This window comes from Dyadobacter sp. 676, assembly GCF_040448675.1.
GTDB lineage: Bacteria > Bacteroidota > Bacteroidia > Cytophagales > Spirosomataceae > Dyadobacter.
Window position 1 is genome coordinate 3,224,375 of the sequence record NZ_CP159289.1, and the last position, 15,686, is coordinate 3,240,060.

At 51.2% G+C, this 15,686-nt stretch carries 11 protein-coding genes; 6 read left to right on the top strand and 5 right to left on the bottom strand.

Annotated elements, in window-relative coordinates:
• The first annotated feature begins 32 nt into the window (after nucleotides 1-32).
• The 3 genes from ABV298_RS14470 (at nucleotide 33) to ABV298_RS14480 (ending at nucleotide 3,184) form a co-directional block, all read left to right on the top strand.
• Nucleotides 33-1,538, top strand: a complete 1,506-nt coding sequence (locus tag ABV298_RS14470) for a c-type cytochrome domain-containing protein (RefSeq protein WP_353722774.1) — start codon at nucleotides 33-35, stop codon at nucleotides 1,536-1,538.
• 198 nt (nucleotides 1,539-1,736) lie between these two features.
• Nucleotides 1,737-2,666, top strand: coding sequence for a TIM barrel protein (locus ABV298_RS14475; protein WP_353722775.1), 930 nt, complete (start codon nucleotides 1,737-1,739; stop codon nucleotides 2,664-2,666).
• A 71-nt stretch (nucleotides 2,667-2,737) separates the two neighbouring features.
• Nucleotides 2,738-3,184, top strand: a complete 447-nt coding sequence (locus tag ABV298_RS14480) for a barstar family protein (protein WP_353722776.1) — start codon at nucleotides 2,738-2,740, stop codon at nucleotides 3,182-3,184.
• 222 nt (nucleotides 3,185-3,406) lie between these two features.
• On the opposite strand, the gene pnuC is transcribed toward ABV298_RS14480, so the two are convergent.
• Nucleotides 3,407-4,039 (bottom strand): nicotinamide riboside transporter PnuC, encoded by a 633-nt coding sequence (gene pnuC / locus ABV298_RS14485; RefSeq protein WP_353722777.1) that lies wholly within the window; start codon nucleotides 4,037-4,039, stop codon nucleotides 3,407-3,409.
• 193 nt (nucleotides 4,040-4,232) lie between these two features.
• On the opposite strand from pnuC, the gene mfd reads away from it, so the two are divergent.
• Nucleotides 4,233-7,580, top strand: a complete 3,348-nt coding sequence (gene mfd, locus ABV298_RS14490) for a transcription-repair coupling factor (protein ID WP_353722778.1) — start codon at nucleotides 4,233-4,235, stop codon at nucleotides 7,578-7,580.
• A gap of 122 nt (nucleotides 7,581-7,702) precedes the next feature.
• The gene (locus tag ABV298_RS14495) at nucleotides 7,703-8,962 is read left to right on the top strand and encodes an SUMF1/EgtB/PvdO family nonheme iron enzyme (RefSeq protein WP_353722779.1); all 1,260 of its coding nucleotides are present in this window, start codon (nucleotides 7,703-7,705) and stop codon (nucleotides 8,960-8,962) included.
• Between the two features lie 59 nt (nucleotides 8,963-9,021).
• On the opposite strand, the gene ABV298_RS14500 is transcribed toward ABV298_RS14495, so the two are convergent.
• Complete coding sequence (locus ABV298_RS14500) at nucleotides 9,022-9,714, bottom strand: ComF family protein (protein WP_353722780.1); 693 nt, start codon at nucleotides 9,712-9,714, stop codon at nucleotides 9,022-9,024.
• Nucleotides 9,715-9,785: 71 nt separating this feature from the next.
• On the opposite strand from ABV298_RS14500, the gene ABV298_RS14505 reads away from it, so the two are divergent.
• Nucleotides 9,786-11,147 (top strand): dihydroorotase, encoded by a 1,362-nt coding sequence (locus tag ABV298_RS14505; protein WP_353722781.1) that lies wholly within the window; start codon nucleotides 9,786-9,788, stop codon nucleotides 11,145-11,147.
• Here ABV298_RS14505 and ABV298_RS14510 read toward each other — a convergent pair.
• From ABV298_RS14510 to ABV298_RS14520, 3 genes are all read right to left on the bottom strand, one after another.
• Nucleotides 11,130-11,555, bottom strand: a complete 426-nt coding sequence (locus ABV298_RS14510; RefSeq protein ID WP_353722782.1) for a (deoxy)nucleoside triphosphate pyrophosphohydrolase — start codon at nucleotides 11,553-11,555, stop codon at nucleotides 11,130-11,132. The genes ABV298_RS14505 and ABV298_RS14510 overlap by 18 nt on opposite strands.
• 88 nt (nucleotides 11,556-11,643) lie before the next feature.
• Nucleotides 11,644-12,669 carry a Holliday junction branch migration DNA helicase RuvB gene (ruvB, locus tag ABV298_RS14515; protein WP_353722783.1) on the bottom strand — a complete coding sequence of 342 codons (1,026 nt, stop codon included), beginning with the start codon at nucleotides 12,667-12,669 and terminating at the stop codon, nucleotides 11,644-11,646.
• Between the two features lie 103 nt (nucleotides 12,670-12,772).
• Complete coding sequence (locus ABV298_RS14520; RefSeq protein ID WP_353722784.1) at nucleotides 12,773-15,577, bottom strand: PKD domain-containing protein; 2,805 nt, start codon at nucleotides 15,575-15,577, stop codon at nucleotides 12,773-12,775.
• Nucleotides 15,578-15,686 lie beyond the last annotated feature (109 nt).

The window sequence follows — 15,686 nt, forward strand, 5'->3', positions numbered from 1 at the left end:
TACATCCTAAACCATAACTTTCGATTTCCGGTATGCTCATTCCTCTTCTTCAGGCGTCGCCCTGGGCGCTTTTTATCGGGCGGTTTCACCCGGTGCTGGTGCATTTGCCGATTGGTTTTTTATTAGTTGCCGCCCTTATCGAAATTGGCAGGCGGACAGGTAAGATCGTGGTAAGCGAATCGGCCGTGGTATTCGTGCTGTTCTGGTCGGCAGTGAGCGCCACATTTGCCTGCATTGCCGGCTATTTGCTTTCGCTGGGCGGCGGCTACGATGAAGACCTGCTCGGCGCGCACATGTGGAAGGGCATTGGCGTGGCAGTATTCGCCTGGGTGGCCTGGCTTGTGAAGTCGGACAGGCTGGTTGGTAAGCTCTCTTTTGGTAAAGCGGTTTATTTGCCCGCATTTGCCGTGGCCGTCGTGCTGACGATGACTGCCGGCCACGATGGCGGCTCGCTTACCCATGGCGACGGTTATCTTACCCAATATACGCCCGAGCCCTTCCGGAGCCTGGCGGGAATGGACCCGATCGAAGAAAAAGCGAAGGAAATCAAGCCTATTACCGATGTGCAGCAGGCGGTAGTATACAAGGACATAGTTCAGCCCATTCTCGAAGCGCGTTGCACGCAATGCCATAATGCGAGCAAGAAAAAGGGCGATTTGCGCATGGACGAACTTGCATTGCTCATAAAGGGCGGCGAAAACGGCCCGGCGCTGGTACCCGGAAAAGGAGCGGAAAGCGATATGATCAAACGCTGCCTGCTCGATGAAAACGACGACAATCACATGCCGCCCAAAGGCAAACCGCAACTAAGCACCGAGCAAATCGCATTGCTTTCGTGGTGGATCGACCAAGGTGCCCCGGCCGACAAAAAAGTGTCAGAGTTGACCGTGCCGGATCAGGTAAAACCGGCCCTGGCTTCTTTGGGCGGCGGTTCGCCAACAGGCGGCCAGGGCGCAGTTAAACAGAAGGAATCAGCGATTGCGACATTGAAGGTAGCGCCGGCGAAAGACGCCGACATTCAGGCGTTACGTAAGGCGGGCCTCATTGTCAATACTTTATCCCAAGACCAGAACCTACTGGAAGTGAGCGCCGTGAACGCGCCGCAGTTCAGTGACAAGGATATTGCATTGCTGCTGCCCGTCGCTGAACAGGTAACCTGGTTGAAACTCGGGGGCACGCAAATCACCGACGGTGCTTTGAAAGAAATAGCGAAATTGAAAAACCTCACCAAACTCCACCTCGAATACACAGGCGTAACCGACCAGGGCCTGGCGCAGATCAAAGGCCTGCCACATCTGGAATACCTGAATGTGATCGATACCAAAATCGGGGATAGCGGGCTGAAAAATATCGCGGCCATGAAAAGTTTGCGCTCTATTTATGTGTGGCAATCGGCTGTTACCGACAGTGCGGTTGCCCAAACGGCCCGCCAGACGCCTGGTTTGCAGATCGTCAACGGTTTCAGCGAGGCAGAAGTGGCGCAGTTTCTGAAAGCAGGCGACAGCACGGCAACCAAGCCGGTAGCGGCAAAGAAATAGTCGGGTTTTGTCATGTATGGTCAGATGTGGTCAATGTATAGTCATGTATGGTCAAGTATTGTCAGGTATTGTAATGTATAGTCAGGAGTGTCTGCGTGAGAGCAAATGCCAATACCTGACCACTCCTGACTATATCTGACCACACTTGACAATCCCTGACCTCTCCCCATTCAATCATTCACTCATTCAAAATTAAAAATGACCCGCCGGGATTTTATCAATACAGCCACCGCCGCTTCCACAGCGGGAGCTTTAACCACCTTTGAATCGATTGCCGACAGCAACAAGGCCCCGGCACAGTTTGACAACAAACTCTCATTGAAAGTGCTCGGCACCAACTGGGGTTTCAGGGGTACGACCGATCAGTTTTGCGAGGCAATCAAAAAGGAAGGGTATGACGGCATCGAAATGTGGTGGCAAGGTTCGAGGGACAAGCAAAAGGAGCTTTTTGACGCATTGAAAAAACATAACCTCGAAGTAGGATTTCTCTGCGGATCGGGCGAGAAGGATTATCGGACACATTTAAATGCATTCAAATCGCAGATCGACGCGGCAACGACGCAATGGCCCGTGAAGCCTCTTTACATTAACTGCCATAGTGGCCGCGACCATTTTACCTACGAGCAGAACAAGGCGTTTATCGACCACACCACCGAAGCAAGCGTCAAAAGCGGCATCCCTATTTACCATGAAACCCACCGTGGACGGATGCTTTTTGCCGCACACATCGCCCGGAATTTCATCGAGGAAAATCCCGCATTGCGGCTGACGCTCGACATTTCGCATTGGTGTAATGTGCACGAAAGCCTGTTACAGGATCAGGAGGAAACCGTTCAGCTCGCACTTGCACGCGTGGGGCACATACACTCGCGCGTGGGACACGAAGAAGGCCCGCAGGTGAACGATCCTCGCGCGCCGGAATGGGAAGCCGCAGTGAAGGCGCATCTGGCCTGGTGGGACAAAGTCGTGGAATACAAGGTCAAGAGCGGCGAAACCCTGACCGTTCTTACCGAGTTCGGACCACCAAACTACCAGCCTACCGTGCCATTCACCCATCAGCCGCTGTCCGATCAGTGGGGCATTAATGTGCATATGATGCATTTGTTAAGAAAGCGGTATTTGAAATAAAACACGACTGAAAGGCTGGACTTGCACGTCCATTTTTCTCTAACTTGCAGTGTTTTAAAATCAACGACTCTATGAAAAACACACACTTCCTGTTGGCCCGGGAAGAATCCGATGTACGTAAAACGTTCCTGGGCGCATTCATAGCCCACATTGATGGAAACAAGGCAACGTCTGTCAAAGATTTTCACGAGGCAATCGCCGCTGCCATGCACTTCCCGGATTACTCCGGCAAAAACCTTGACGCGCTCGATGAAATGCTCAACGATCTCGAATGGATCGATGAGAAAAAGGTAATTATCTACATTGAAAATTCCGGGGCGTGGCTTTCAAAGGAAAAGTCGGAAGAAAAGCTGCTGACAATCATCGACATTTTCGATGCCACCGCCGAAGACTGGAAATGGCTCGACGAAGAGGAAGAAGGCGTAGCAAAAAAGGAATTGCAAATCGTTTTCCAGGATTCTCAGCGCATGCGTACCTTGCTCGAAGATCAGGAAATACCGTTCGATACGCTCGACTGATACAGTATTCTTGTTCGGGACGTCGGCTTTGTCGAATGTTGCCGGGGTGGGGCATTCGTAGTCAGGTGTTGTCAGGTGTGGTCATTTATGGTCAGATATTGTCACTTATGGTCAGGTGTTGTTCGATATTGACATTATAAGGAAGAGATTTAAACCGATGATAATGACCGTTCATGACAACAATTGACAATGCCTGACCACACCTGACTATTACCTGACTCTTCATGACCATCCCTGACTATGCCTGACAACGTCACGGCGCCACTGCACATACCCCATAACCGCTAACACGAGGAACACCGCGTACAGAATTGCCGTGAGATGCAGGTCTTTGTAGAAATACATAACCACATAAGCCGTGTCGGCGACGATCCAGACGATCCAGTTCTCGAGATACTTTCGCGCCATCATCCATTGGCCGATCAGGCTGGCGATCGTTAATGCGGAATCGGCGTATGTGAGGCTCGCGTCGGTGAACCGGCCAAGCAGGAAGCCCCAGGAGAGGGTTACGGCAATAAAGATCGATCCGAAAACGGGGTAGAGTTTCGCGGGTGTGCGGGTTACATGCACGCCGTCGTGATTCTGCCCACCGAATTTCCATATCCACCAGCCGTAAATGCTCGTCAGGAAGTAATAGCCCTGCAAACCCATATCGGCGTACAATCTCACTTGCCAGAAAACAACGCCGTACAGCACCGCATTGACAATTCCGAAAAACCAGCCGAGTACATTCTGGCGGGTGTTGAGGTAAACGCAGATCGCGCCCGTTACAAAACCCAGTATTTCGAGCATTGTGGTCGCTAATCCGGCCAGGGAAAGGGGTTGGTTGAGCCAGTCGGTCATGAGGGAATTCATCGGAAAGGTAAAAATAAAATGATATTCCGGATTTTTACGCCGGGTTATTTCAGGCTATTTTTGCGATTCGAACAGAAGAGCAACAAAATTGGTACGACTGTTGTTATGAGTTTTGGCCGGTCGGGAAATTCCCCGAAACGGCTTTTTGCGTTTACATTCACTGCGGCCAGCGCCGCGCAGCATTGGAATATAATTGGAAGTTAAAGACTTATTGACACTATACGGAGGCGACAGTTACCTGGATGTGCTGAGCACGCAAGTCGCTTCGAAGGATGCTGAGGCAGCACATGTGCAGATCAAGGGATTGGTGGGAAGCCTCGACGCGGTTATCGCGGCCGCAATGCAGCACCGGAAAAAAACAGCGGCATTATATATTTTGAGCGACCGTGAGGAGGCCGCTTATTTTCAGAATGATTTGCAGAACCTGCTGGGGCCGACGGAAGTGCTTTTTTACCCGACTTCCTACAAGAGGCCTTACCATTATGAAGAGGTAGACAACGCCAACGTGCTCATGCGCGGCGAGATTTTGAACAAACTGAGCGCAGGCCGCAGCGCACCTGTCCAGATTGTGACCTATCCCGAGGCATTGTTTGAAAAGGTAATCAACAAGCGCTCGCTACGGGCGAATACTTTTTCCGTAAAGGTCGGCGAAAAACTCGATCCCGCGTTTCTGACGGAGTTTTTGAATAGTTATGGCTTCGAAATCACCGATTTTGTATTCGAGGCCGGGCAATTCTCGGTTCGCGGGGGGATCCTCGACGTGTTTTCATTTGCGAACGAACACCCGTTCCGGATCGAGCTTTTCGGGGATGAGGTGGAGAGCATCCGTTCTTTTGACCCCGACACGCAGCTTTCGATCGAGAGCGTGAAGCAAATCAACATCGTTCCCGACATCCAGCAAAAGCTCTCGCATGAAACGCGCGATTCGTTTTTGAGCTTCTTCGGCGACGATACCACCATTTGGTTCAAGGACGCGGAGCTGACGTTGGAAGTCATCGAAAAATGTTTTGAAAGAGCTGAAAAAGCGCTCGAAGAAGTTACCGGCGGAGGCGTACAGGTTGTTTCGAACCCCCAGGAGCTTTTTGAAACGCGTCGAGGGTTTTTGAACCAGGTCAAGAAATTCAAAACTGTCGAGTTCGGCAAGAAATTCTATTTCAAAACGGAAACAAAGCTGCCTTATTCGTCGAAGCCGCAGCCTTCATTTAACAAGGATTTTAAAAGGCTTTTGGACGATTTGTCCGAAAACCAGAACAAAGGTTACATCAATATCATCGTCGCCGAGCAGCCCAAGCAGCTCGACAGGCTGGAAAGAATATTCGAGGACCTCGATCCATTCGTTAAGTTCCGGCCAATGAACATTTCGTTACGCGAAGGCTTTGTGGACGACAATCTGAAAGTGGCGTGTTACACCGATCACCAGATTTTCGCGCGTTTTCATAAATACCGTCTGAAAGAAAAATTCAGCAAATCGAAGGCTATGACCTTGAAAGAGCTGAAATCCTTGCAGGTAGGTGACTTTGTAACGCATGTCGATTACGGGATCGGACGCTTTGCGGGCATGGAGCGTAAGGACGTGAACGGCAAGGAGCAGGAGGCGGTGCGGCTGATTTACCGGGACAACGACTTACTGTACGTAAGTGTGCACAACTTGCACAAAATCGCCAAATATACCGGCAAGGAAGGCACGCCGCCCGCTATGAGCAAGTTGGGTTCGGGTGAATGGGAGGCTAAAAAGTCGAAAGTTAAAAAACAGCTGAAAGACATTGCGCACGAGCTGATCGCATTGTATGCCAAACGCCGCCAGGCCCCCGGTTTCCCGTTCTCGAAGGACAATTACCTGCAAGTGGAGCTCGAATCTTCCTTTTTGTATGAAGACACGCCAGACCAGGCAACGGCTACCGCCAATGTGAAAGAAGACATGGAAAAGGCCCACCCGATGGACCGGCTGGTTTGTGGTGATGTGGGATTCGGCAAAACCGAAATAGCGATCCGCGCCGCGTTCAAGGCGGTTTGTGACAGTAAGCAGGTGGCAGTGCTCGTTCCTACGACCATTCTCGCGATGCAGCATTACAAGACATTCAGCGAACGTCTGGCCGATTTCCCGGCGCGGGTCGGGTACATCAACCGCTTCAAATCGGCTAAGGAGATCAAGGAAACATTGAAGCAAACCGAAGAGGGAAAAATCGATATTCTGATCGGGACGCACCGGATTTTGAATAAGGATGTCAAATTCAAGGATCTGGGCCTCCTGATCGTCGATGAAGAGCAGAAGTTCGGTGTAAAAGCGAAAGACCGCCTGAAAGAAATGCGTGTTAACGTGGATGTGCTCACACTTACCGCGACGCCTATTCCAAGGACGTTGCATTTCTCCCTCATGGGCGCGCGGGACCTTTCGGTAATCGCCACGCCGCCGCCAAACCGCCAGCCGGTTACAACCGAAGTGCATACATTCAGCGAGGAATTCATTCGCGATGCCATCAGTTTTGAAGTGCAGCGTGGCGGGCAGGTGTTCTTCGTGCATAACCGCGTAAATGACATCGAATCCATTGCGAATATTATCCTGCGCCTCGTTCCGGATGTTCGTATTGGGGTAGCGCATGGACAAATGGATGGTGATAAGCTGGAAAAAGTGATGATGAACTTCATCGAAGGCGAATACGATATTCTTGTTTCCACAAACATTATCGAATCCGGCATCGATATTGCCAATGCGAATACCATCATCATCAACTCCGCGCACATGTTCGGGCTCTCGGACCTTCACCAGATGCGCGGGCGTGTGGGACGTTCCAACCGGAAGGCATTCTGTTATCTGCTGACGCCGTCGGCATCGACACTGGCCAGTGATTCACGCAAACGTTTACAGACGTTGGAAGAGTTTTCCGATCTCGGCGACGGTTTCAAGGTAGCCATGCGTGACCTCGACATTCGTGGCGCCGGTAACCTGCTAGGGGCCGAGCAAAGTGGTTTTGTGAATGATCTGGGGTATGAATTGTATCACAAAATGCTCGACGAGGCGGTCCAGGAGCTGAAAAGTAATGAGTTTAAAGACCTGTTTGAAGGCGTAATCAGCCTGCCAAAGAATCTGGTGCCCGATACACAGATCGAGACCGATTTCGCGACGCTTATACCGGACGATTATGTCAAAAATATTTCAGAACGACTGTCGTTATATACCCGCCTCGATAACATTGCGACAGAGGAGGAACTCGGTAAGTTTGAGCAGGAAGTGCTCGACCGTTTCGGCCCGATACCGCATGAGGTGCAGGACTTGCTGAAAACGGTCCGTTTGCGCTGGGAAGCAGAGGCTTTACAGTTTGAAAAACTGACTTTGAAAAGCAATACGATGAAAGGGTACTTCGTTACTTCGCAGAATGACGAATTCTTTCAGTCGGCGAAGTTTGGGCAGGTGATCGATTATATTAAAAAACACCCCAGGCAAATTTCGCTTAAAGACCAGAAGGGCAAGCTGATACTGATTTGCGAGGACGTGAAAAGCATTGATCAGGCACGCCAGATTCTAATGGAAATGACCCGGTAGATAAAAGGCCTCATTGACCTGATAATTGATTTTTAAAAATAATACCGATTGATTTCATACATTTGCGGTTTCGCATACTATAAAATACCAAACACTTAAGTCACTTTAAAGCAATGATTTGCATGCAAAAGATGGGTACCCGGTCGATCGCGTTGATTCTGATTGTGTTATTAGCGGCAACTGCGTGTAGTAAAAAGAAGCCAACCAGCTTGAAACCTGGTAAAACCAGCTCGAAAACGGGTTTGGCTTATAACGGTAAAGACGGGTTCGAAGTGAAGCAATACAAAGCTTTGCCGGCCGGTCCTGACCTTGTATACATCGAAGGTGGCCGGTTTACGATGGGTTCGTTGGAAGAGGATGTCATGATGCGTCGCGATAACCCCAAAAGGACCGTCAGTATCCAGTCATTTTACATGGACCAGACGGAAGTGGCGAATGTTCACTATCTCGAATACCTGAATGCGGTTCAGAAGGACTCTTCGGAAGAGTTTTACAGCAAGGCGCTTCCTGACACAAACGTTTGGTATAACGAATTGTCTTTCAATGATTCCTACGTAACGATGTATCTGCGCCACCCGGGCTTCCGCTTATATCCGGTGGTTGGTGTATCGTGGGTGCAGGCCAATGACTATTGTACATGGCGTACTGCCGCCGTAAGCCAGGCAAACAACGCTAAGGGCGCGGCTGCCGCAGGTGGTGGTAAGAAAAAAGGATTCTCCTTCGGTAAAAAGAAAAAAGCAGAAGGCGAGGCAGTCGCTGCGGCCGATGCTCCGGCACCACAACTTCGCATCGAGAGCGGTTATGTAATGCCTCCATACCGCCTGCCGACAGAAGCCGAGTTCGAATATGCCGCTATGGCGATGATCGGGACACAGTATTCCGACGAGAACCAGGCCAATTCGAGAATTTATCCATGGGATGGTTCTACAATGCGCCAGCCACGCGGCCGTAAGCAGGGGACTATGCTGGCAAACTTTAAACGTGGTCCCGGTGACTACGCGGGTATCGCCGGTAAATCCAATGACGGTGCGATCATTACGCAGGAAATCAGGTCGTATCCGCCTAACGATAACGGACTTTACGACATGGCCGGCAACGTAAGCGAATGGGTTTACGACGTATACCGTCCGCTTTCAAACTCCGACGTAAACGACCTGAACTCTTTCCGTCGCGACGGTTATCAGGACGAAGCCAAAAACTACGATACCAAGAACAATAACTCGATGATCGACGACAGGCTGAGAGTTTACAAAGGTGGTTCATGGGCCGACGTTGCTTACTGGTTGTCGCCGGGCACACGCCGCTACATGGATCAGGACTCCGCTACTGCGATGGTTGGTTTCCGTTGCGCGATGATCGCTACCGGAACTCACAAAGAGTAAGGTCTCAGATAATGCCAATCCGAAAAGCCGCTGTTCTTCCGAATGGCGGCTTTTCGGATTTAATGCTGTGCCAATGCGATAGTCAGGATATGAAATTCCTCGCAGCCTGTCGTTAGTAATGTTCTGGCGCATTCTTCCAGCGTGGCGCCTGTTGTGAGTACATCGTCTATCAGCATTACACTTTTGGGGGCAAAACCCGGCTTGACCGAAAATACACCTTGCACATTTTCCCTCCGCTCCATTTTGGTTTTGCCTGTTTGTGTGGCTGTATATTTAACACGTTCGAGGGCCGTCCCCGACCATGGAATGCCGGTTGCCATCGAAAAGCCTTCCGCAAGCAGGTCGCTTTGGTTGTAACCGCGTTGTTTTCGCTTTGCGCTGTGCAGCGGGATGCTCAGGATGACCTCCGCGTCCGGCAAATGCCCCGATGCTTTCAGCTCCTGCCCGAACATTTGTCCGAGCAACAACCCTACATCCTTGTTTCCTTTATATTTCAAAGCATGCAGCAGCTTTTGGACCTTCCCTCTTTTTGTAAAAAGCAGGAAAGAATGGGTCGATAAAACCTCCGGCAGGTTGACAAACTTGAACTGCAAGGATTCACTGTTAAGGCCGCCTGTGCCAATGCGCGGCAACGATATCCGGCAAAGCGTGCAGATCGTGGCCTCGTTACCCTGCAGCGTGCGGTCACAGCCTTCGCAGCATCGGGGAAAAAGCAGGTCGGCGAAATCGCGGAGAAGTTGTTTCAGGTTCATTTTTCCAATTTTTAAAGGTGAATATCAACCTGTCTGAATACCTTTGCACGACAAAACACCAATCGCCGCCTATGACAACGCTGATCGTAAATGCCCAGGTCGTAAACGAGAGCCAGGTTCAGTATTTAGACGTACTAATTGAAAATGGTCACATTAAAAAAATCGAACGGGATTTGCAGCATGTGCAGGCGGACAGGGTGATTGATGCGAAGGGGCTCTACCTCATGCCCGGCGTAATAGACGATCAGGTGCATTTCCGCGAACCTGGTCTTACACATAAAGCCAGTATTTATACCGAATCGAAAGCAGCGGTGGCCGGCGGCGTTACTTCCTTCATGGAAATGCCCAATACGGTTCCTAATACATTGACACAGCAGTTGCTCGAAGACAAATACCAGATCGGGGCAAATACTTCGCTGGCTAATTACTCCTTCTTCATGGGCGCCTCGAACGACAATTATGACGAGGTAATGCGCACCGACCCCTCGCAGGTATGCGGTATCAAGATTTTCATGGGATCGTCAACGGGCAATATGCTCGTGGATGCACCCGACGTACTGGAAAAGCTCTTTGCCAATGCGCCCTGCATTATCGCGACACATTGCGAGGATGAACCGACCGTAAAAGCCAGAATGGCCTATTTCAAGGATAAATACGGTGACGATGTACCCTATGACATTCACGCATTGATCCGGAACGAGGAAGCGTGCCTGAAATCATCCACTTTTGCCAGCTCACTGGCGCACAAACACGGTACCCGGCTTCATATTCTCCACATTTCAACCGGTGACGAGGTGCATTTATTCGAAGTAGGAAACCGCAGTGACGGCAAAATCCTGCTCGCCGACGGCCGGCAAAAACTTGTTACGGCCGAGGCTTGTGTCCATCATTTGTGGTTCGATGCGGAGGATTACCGTAGATTAGGTAACGAAATCAAATGTAACCCGGCCATTAAAGCGCCACATCATAAAGAGGCCATTCTGCAAGCTGTTCTCGATAATCGCATAGACGTAATCGCAACCGACCACGCGCCCCACACCATTGAAGAAAAAGCGCAGCATTACTGGCAGGCCCCGTCCGGGTTACCGCTCGTTCAGCATACATTGAATGTAATGCTGGAATTGAGCAAGGCCGGTAAGATTTCGATTGACCGGGTGGCCGAAAAAATGAGTCATGCCGTGGCCGACCTTTTCGACATCAACGGCCGCGGATATATTCGGGAAGGTTATTGGGCGGATTTAATCCTTGTGGACCTGAATGCGACGACCCGGGTTGATAAATCGAATATTTATTCCAAATGCGGCTGGTCGCCATTTGAAGGCACGGAATTCCACTCACGCGTTACCCATACATTTGTGTCGGGGCACCTGGTTTATGAGAATGGGCGGTTCGATGAAACGGTGAAGGGAAAGCGGTTAACTTTTAGCCGCTAGGTAATCATAATAATTCTGGATCACATTCAGATCGGCCTCCGTCCAGTCGAGGGTAGGAAGGTCGGCCGGGTCCATCCAGAGGATTTGTTCATGCTCGGTTAGTACAAATTCGGTACTATCCACCTTGCACACAAACGGTACCAGCACGATCTCGCGCCAGCCCTGATCTTTGGAAGTTTCGGGAAGTTTATCGACGATCTCGACACTTACATTGAGCTCTTCCATGATTTCACGGAACAACGCCTGCTCGTCTGTTTCGCCTTTTTCGAGTTTTCCGCCGGGAAATTCCCATTGGAGAGGGAAGGACAAGGCCGCGCTCCGTTGCCCGGCAAGTACTTTTCCATCATGTTCAATCACAGCACAGGGCACTCTCACTACCAACTTTTCGGAAACCAGTACTTCGATCATAAGAGGCGGTCACGCTAATTTACCGCAAAATTACAATTTTCACGTTTATGTTGTATGTCAATGTAAAAACTTCTTAAAAACTTAAAACTCAGAAGAGTTCGCCGGAGCGATGGCGGGGCAGAATGCCCAGATGCCTGAATGCCTTTTCGGTCACTTCACGGCCCCGGGAGGTTCGTTTGATATAACCTTCCTGGATCAGGAATGGCTCGTACACTTCCTCGATGGTATCCGCTTCTTCACCGCAAGCCGTCGCAATGGTCGACAGCCCCACCGGCCCGCCTTTGAATTTCTGGATAATGGTGCTCAAAATGCGGTTATCCATCTCGTCCAGACCGTTTTGATCCACATCGAGCGCCTGTAAAGCCATTTCGGCAATGGCTACCGTAATGCGCCCGTTACCTTTCACCTGGGCAAAATCGCGTGTCCGGCGAAGCAGGTTGTTAGCGATACGCGGGGTCCCTCGGCTGCGCCGGGCGATTTCAAATGCAGCATCGTCTTCCAGCGGGGTTCCCAATATCGAAGCGGAACGTTTCAGAATGGACGACAGCAGTTGTGCATCGTAGTATTCCAGCCGTGCATTAATCCCAAACCGCGCACGTAGAGGCGAGGTGAGCATGCCCGCGCGCGTAGTTGCGCCTATGAGCGTGAAGGGGTTCAGGCCAATTTGAATGCTGCGTGCGTTCGGGCCGCTGTCCAGCATAATGTCGATTTTATAATCTTCCATCGCCGAGTACAGATATTCTTCCACAATCGGGTTCAGCCGGTGGATTTCGTCGATGAAGAGGACATCGTGCTCCTGCAAATTCGTAAGCAGGCCGGCAAGGTCGCTGGGCTTGTCGAGTACGGGGCCAGAGGTGATTTTAATGCCCGAACCGAGCTCATTGGCAATGATATTCGACAATGTGGTTTTGCCTAATCCCGGGGGGCCGTGCAGCAACACGTGATCGAGGGCGTCGCCCCGCTGGCGGGCCGCCTGCACGAATATTTTCAGGTTTTCAAGAATCTTGTCCTGTCCGGTAAAATCCTCGAAAGACAACGGCCGCAACGCCCGTTCGATGTCTTTATCGGTATTTGAAAGATTTTCTTTATCTCCGGACAGATAATCCTGGCGCATAGTCGGTTGAATAGACGTTGAAAAAACCAGCCGACCGTTTCAACGGCAGCTGGTTTGAATAATATTAACCAAAAATAACTGTTTTAATCTGCAAAAGGAAAGCCTAGCGAATCACCATCACCGATCCGCGCTTCACGATGGGCGCACGTTCGGGATAATAAAGTGCTTCATAGGAAATGATATAAGGATAGCTTCCCGGCTGCACTTTCAGGCCCTTGTAGGTGCCGTCCCAGCGCGCCTCGATGTCGGTAGTAGCAAAAATGACCTCGCCCCAGCGGTTGTAAATGCGCATCGAGAAGTTGGTGTAATATGCCCCGAACACTTCCAGAATCTCATTATGCCCCTCGCCGTCGGGTGTAAATGCATCGGGTATAAAGAAACGAGGCTCGCATTTATCGACGACTTCGGTGGATTGCTCTGTAACGCAGCCTTCTTTGTTGGTAGCGCGGACGACGTACTTGCCTTCCTGGTTGACCGTGATGGTCCGCGTGGTATCGCCCGAGTGAGGCCACAGGTACGAATACGGCCCCTGCCCGCCAGCGTCCAGGATCACCGACTGGCCATCCGGAATGCAAATGAAATTCTCCGGCGCCAGGCCGAGGATCGGAGAAGGCCGTTCGCCCACCTGGATCGTGTCTGAATTGTAGCAATCGTTTCGATCCTTGACCACAACGCTGTACTGGCCCGGCTGGCTGATCGTCACCTCGCGGGTGTCTTCGCCGGTACTCCATTTATATTCGATCCACCGGTCGCTTTGAACGCGCAGTACGATGGAGCTGTCGCGGCATAATGTAGTATCGGGCCCGATAGAGAAGGCCGGTGGTTTGCGCAATGTGATTTCAATGGTATCAGCCGCATAGCAGTCGCCTTGCGGACCATTGAATGCGATGGCGATATAGCGGCCGGTTGAAGTGGCATTGTAGGTACGTCCGCGACCTACGACCCGTCCACGATTGATCCACGCGTATACCTCTGCATTCACTTTCATATCGAGAGGCACATAGGCGCCGCAAGTGTCTTTATCGGGGCCGAGATCGATATTCGAAGGTGTTTCGTAAATGGTAACCTCCTGTACGATTGTGGTATCCGTACATTTATTGGTAGCGCGCATGGCTACCATGTAAGTGCCGGGCTTTGTATAGGTATAAGTAGCTTGCTGTTGCTTGGAAGGTGCGGTAAACTGGCCATTTCCAAGAAAATCCCACGAATAGGTGTCTTCGATAGGGTCGCACATCGGACTGGCCTGAAAGATGGTAGGTTCATTGGTGCAAAATCCATCCGCCTCGAAGCCAGGTCCTTGTGATTCCTGGGTGAAGTCCTGTACCATATTCGGAAGGCCTAGCTGGCTCTTTTTGCCGCCCAGATTTACGCCGTCGCGCTCATAATCGACGCCGGTCAATGAGTTGCCTTCCGGTTCGCCGATCACAGCAAGGTATTCGCTGCCTTCAATGGCCATGTAAATCCTGCCGTCCGGCCCGAATTGCAGGGCGCCGTATTTCTGCGTCGCGGAACTGTCGATTGTAATGGCTGTTGCCGTTACAAGGCTGTCGGGCAAGGACAGGTCGTATTGTTTCAAAAGCGATTTCGTGCCGTTCTCACCCTGGAATGATACGTACATTTTTTCGCCGCTCGGAGAGAATTCGATACCATAGGCAATAGGCGGCGCGGGGCCGAGGTCCATGGTTTTTTTGTAGGTCAATGTGCCTGTCGAGTCGTTGAAACTGAATAGCTCCACGTAGTTTCTTGCCGGTCCCGGAATTACCACGGCCAGTTGGCGTTCGCCGGTAGTACTGTCGGGCGACGAGAATTTCATATAACCCTCGGCCTTGTTGGTACTGTCATGCGCCATTCCCAACTCAGGTGCCGATACTTCGACGAGCCCGCCGGTGGTGGCGTGGAAAATGCGGAATTTATTGGTGCCGTAATCGTGCGAGACGACCCAGTAGGTACTGTCTCGGTCGTTCCGGACGGAGGCGATGCGCTCGGTGGTAGGCTGTTGCAGGGTAGTGTTTTGTTCGATGATTTGCCCTAAACCATTATTCCTGCGCATATCCACAACGCTTACCGTCAGCAACTTTTCGCCATTGATATCCGATGTCGTAAATACATTATATAGGTACTCGCAGCCTTTACAAGTTGGCTGGGGAACAATAAGTACCGATTGCGTGGAATTCGGACTGCCCTTCATGGGTGCACAGGGGCCGAAGGTACACGTCATTTCGTCCCCGTTCTTGTTCCATATCTTGATACCGTCGGAATAAAACAGCAGCTGGCCCTTAGAATTGGCAATGGACGACGTCCCTTCCGGGGTATTCAGCTTGCCGTCGGTAAGCGGACTTGGCGGCGTATTCGAAAAATCCAGGCCTGCATTACCACCGAAGTACCATTTCGACCCTTCCTGCGCTTGCGGCTCCATACAGATCTTGACGTTGATACGATCCTGGATTTTACAGCCGTTGGGCATGATAACCTCTACGGAGTAACAGCCTGAACTGTCAACTTTTAACGTTTGTGTCGTATCGCCTTTGGGATACCAGATGTATTTGGCACCGGCCGGCGCACCGTTGGGATAGGGATCGAGAATGAGCGTATCGCCCTTACAAATGGTCGTATCCTGGCGCCATTGCTGGAACTGCGGCGGGAGCTCGCCGATATTGACGACCTTGGACACTGTTTCCTGCGCCCCGTTTTGCAGCGTACGGACGAGCGTCACCGTATAGGCGCCTGGGGCCATGTAAGAATGTTGCGGATTGCGGCGCGTATCGGTTGCTCCGCCTTCACCGAAGCTCCACCGCCATGCCCTGGCCGTGCTGACGGTATCCCTGAACGAAGTAGAGTCCGCTTCGCAATCCGGGTTTTGCATACATTGTCCCTGAACCAAAAAGGGCGTCTGCGCCAGCGTGCGCATGCCGGTTAATAGCATGAGCAGGCAGAGGACATAAAAAAAGTGCTGGTACCTATTATAAAATCGCCCCATGTTTCGTTACTTGTTCAAACACCCCTGGCCGTCTCATAGA

Bases quoted from the DNA above. Each gene is read 5' to 3' on its own strand.
- ABV298_RS14470 (WP_353722774.1), top strand. From the start codon at position 33: ATGCTCATTCCTCTTCTTCAGGCGTCGCCCTGGGCGCTTTTTATCGGG.
- ABV298_RS14475 (WP_353722775.1), top strand. From the start codon at position 1,737: ATGACCCGCCGGGATTTTATCAATACAGCCACCGCCGCTTCCACAGCG.
- ABV298_RS14480 (WP_353722776.1), top strand. From the start codon at position 2,738: ATGAAAAACACACACTTCCTGTTGGCCCGGGAAGAATCCGATGTACGT.
- pnuC (WP_353722777.1), bottom strand. From the start codon at position 4,039: ATGAATTCCCTCATGACCGACTGGCTCAACCAACCCCTTTCCCTGGCC.
- ABV298_RS14495 (WP_353722779.1), top strand. From the start codon at position 7,703: ATGCAAAAGATGGGTACCCGGTCGATCGCGTTGATTCTGATTGTGTTA.
- ABV298_RS14500 (WP_353722780.1), bottom strand. From the start codon at position 9,714: ATGAACCTGAAACAACTTCTCCGCGATTTCGCCGACCTGCTTTTTCCC.
- ABV298_RS14505 (WP_353722781.1), top strand. From the start codon at position 9,786: ATGACAACGCTGATCGTAAATGCCCAGGTCGTAAACGAGAGCCAGGTT.
- ABV298_RS14510 (WP_353722782.1), bottom strand. From the start codon at position 11,555: ATGATCGAAGTACTGGTTTCCGAAAAGTTGGTAGTGAGAGTGCCCTGT.
- ruvB (WP_353722783.1), bottom strand. From the start codon at position 12,669: ATGCGCCAGGATTATCTGTCCGGAGATAAAGAAAATCTTTCAAATACC.
- ABV298_RS14520 (WP_353722784.1), bottom strand. From the start codon at position 15,577: ATGCGCACGCTGGCGCAGACGCCCTTTTTGGTTCAGGGACAATGTATG.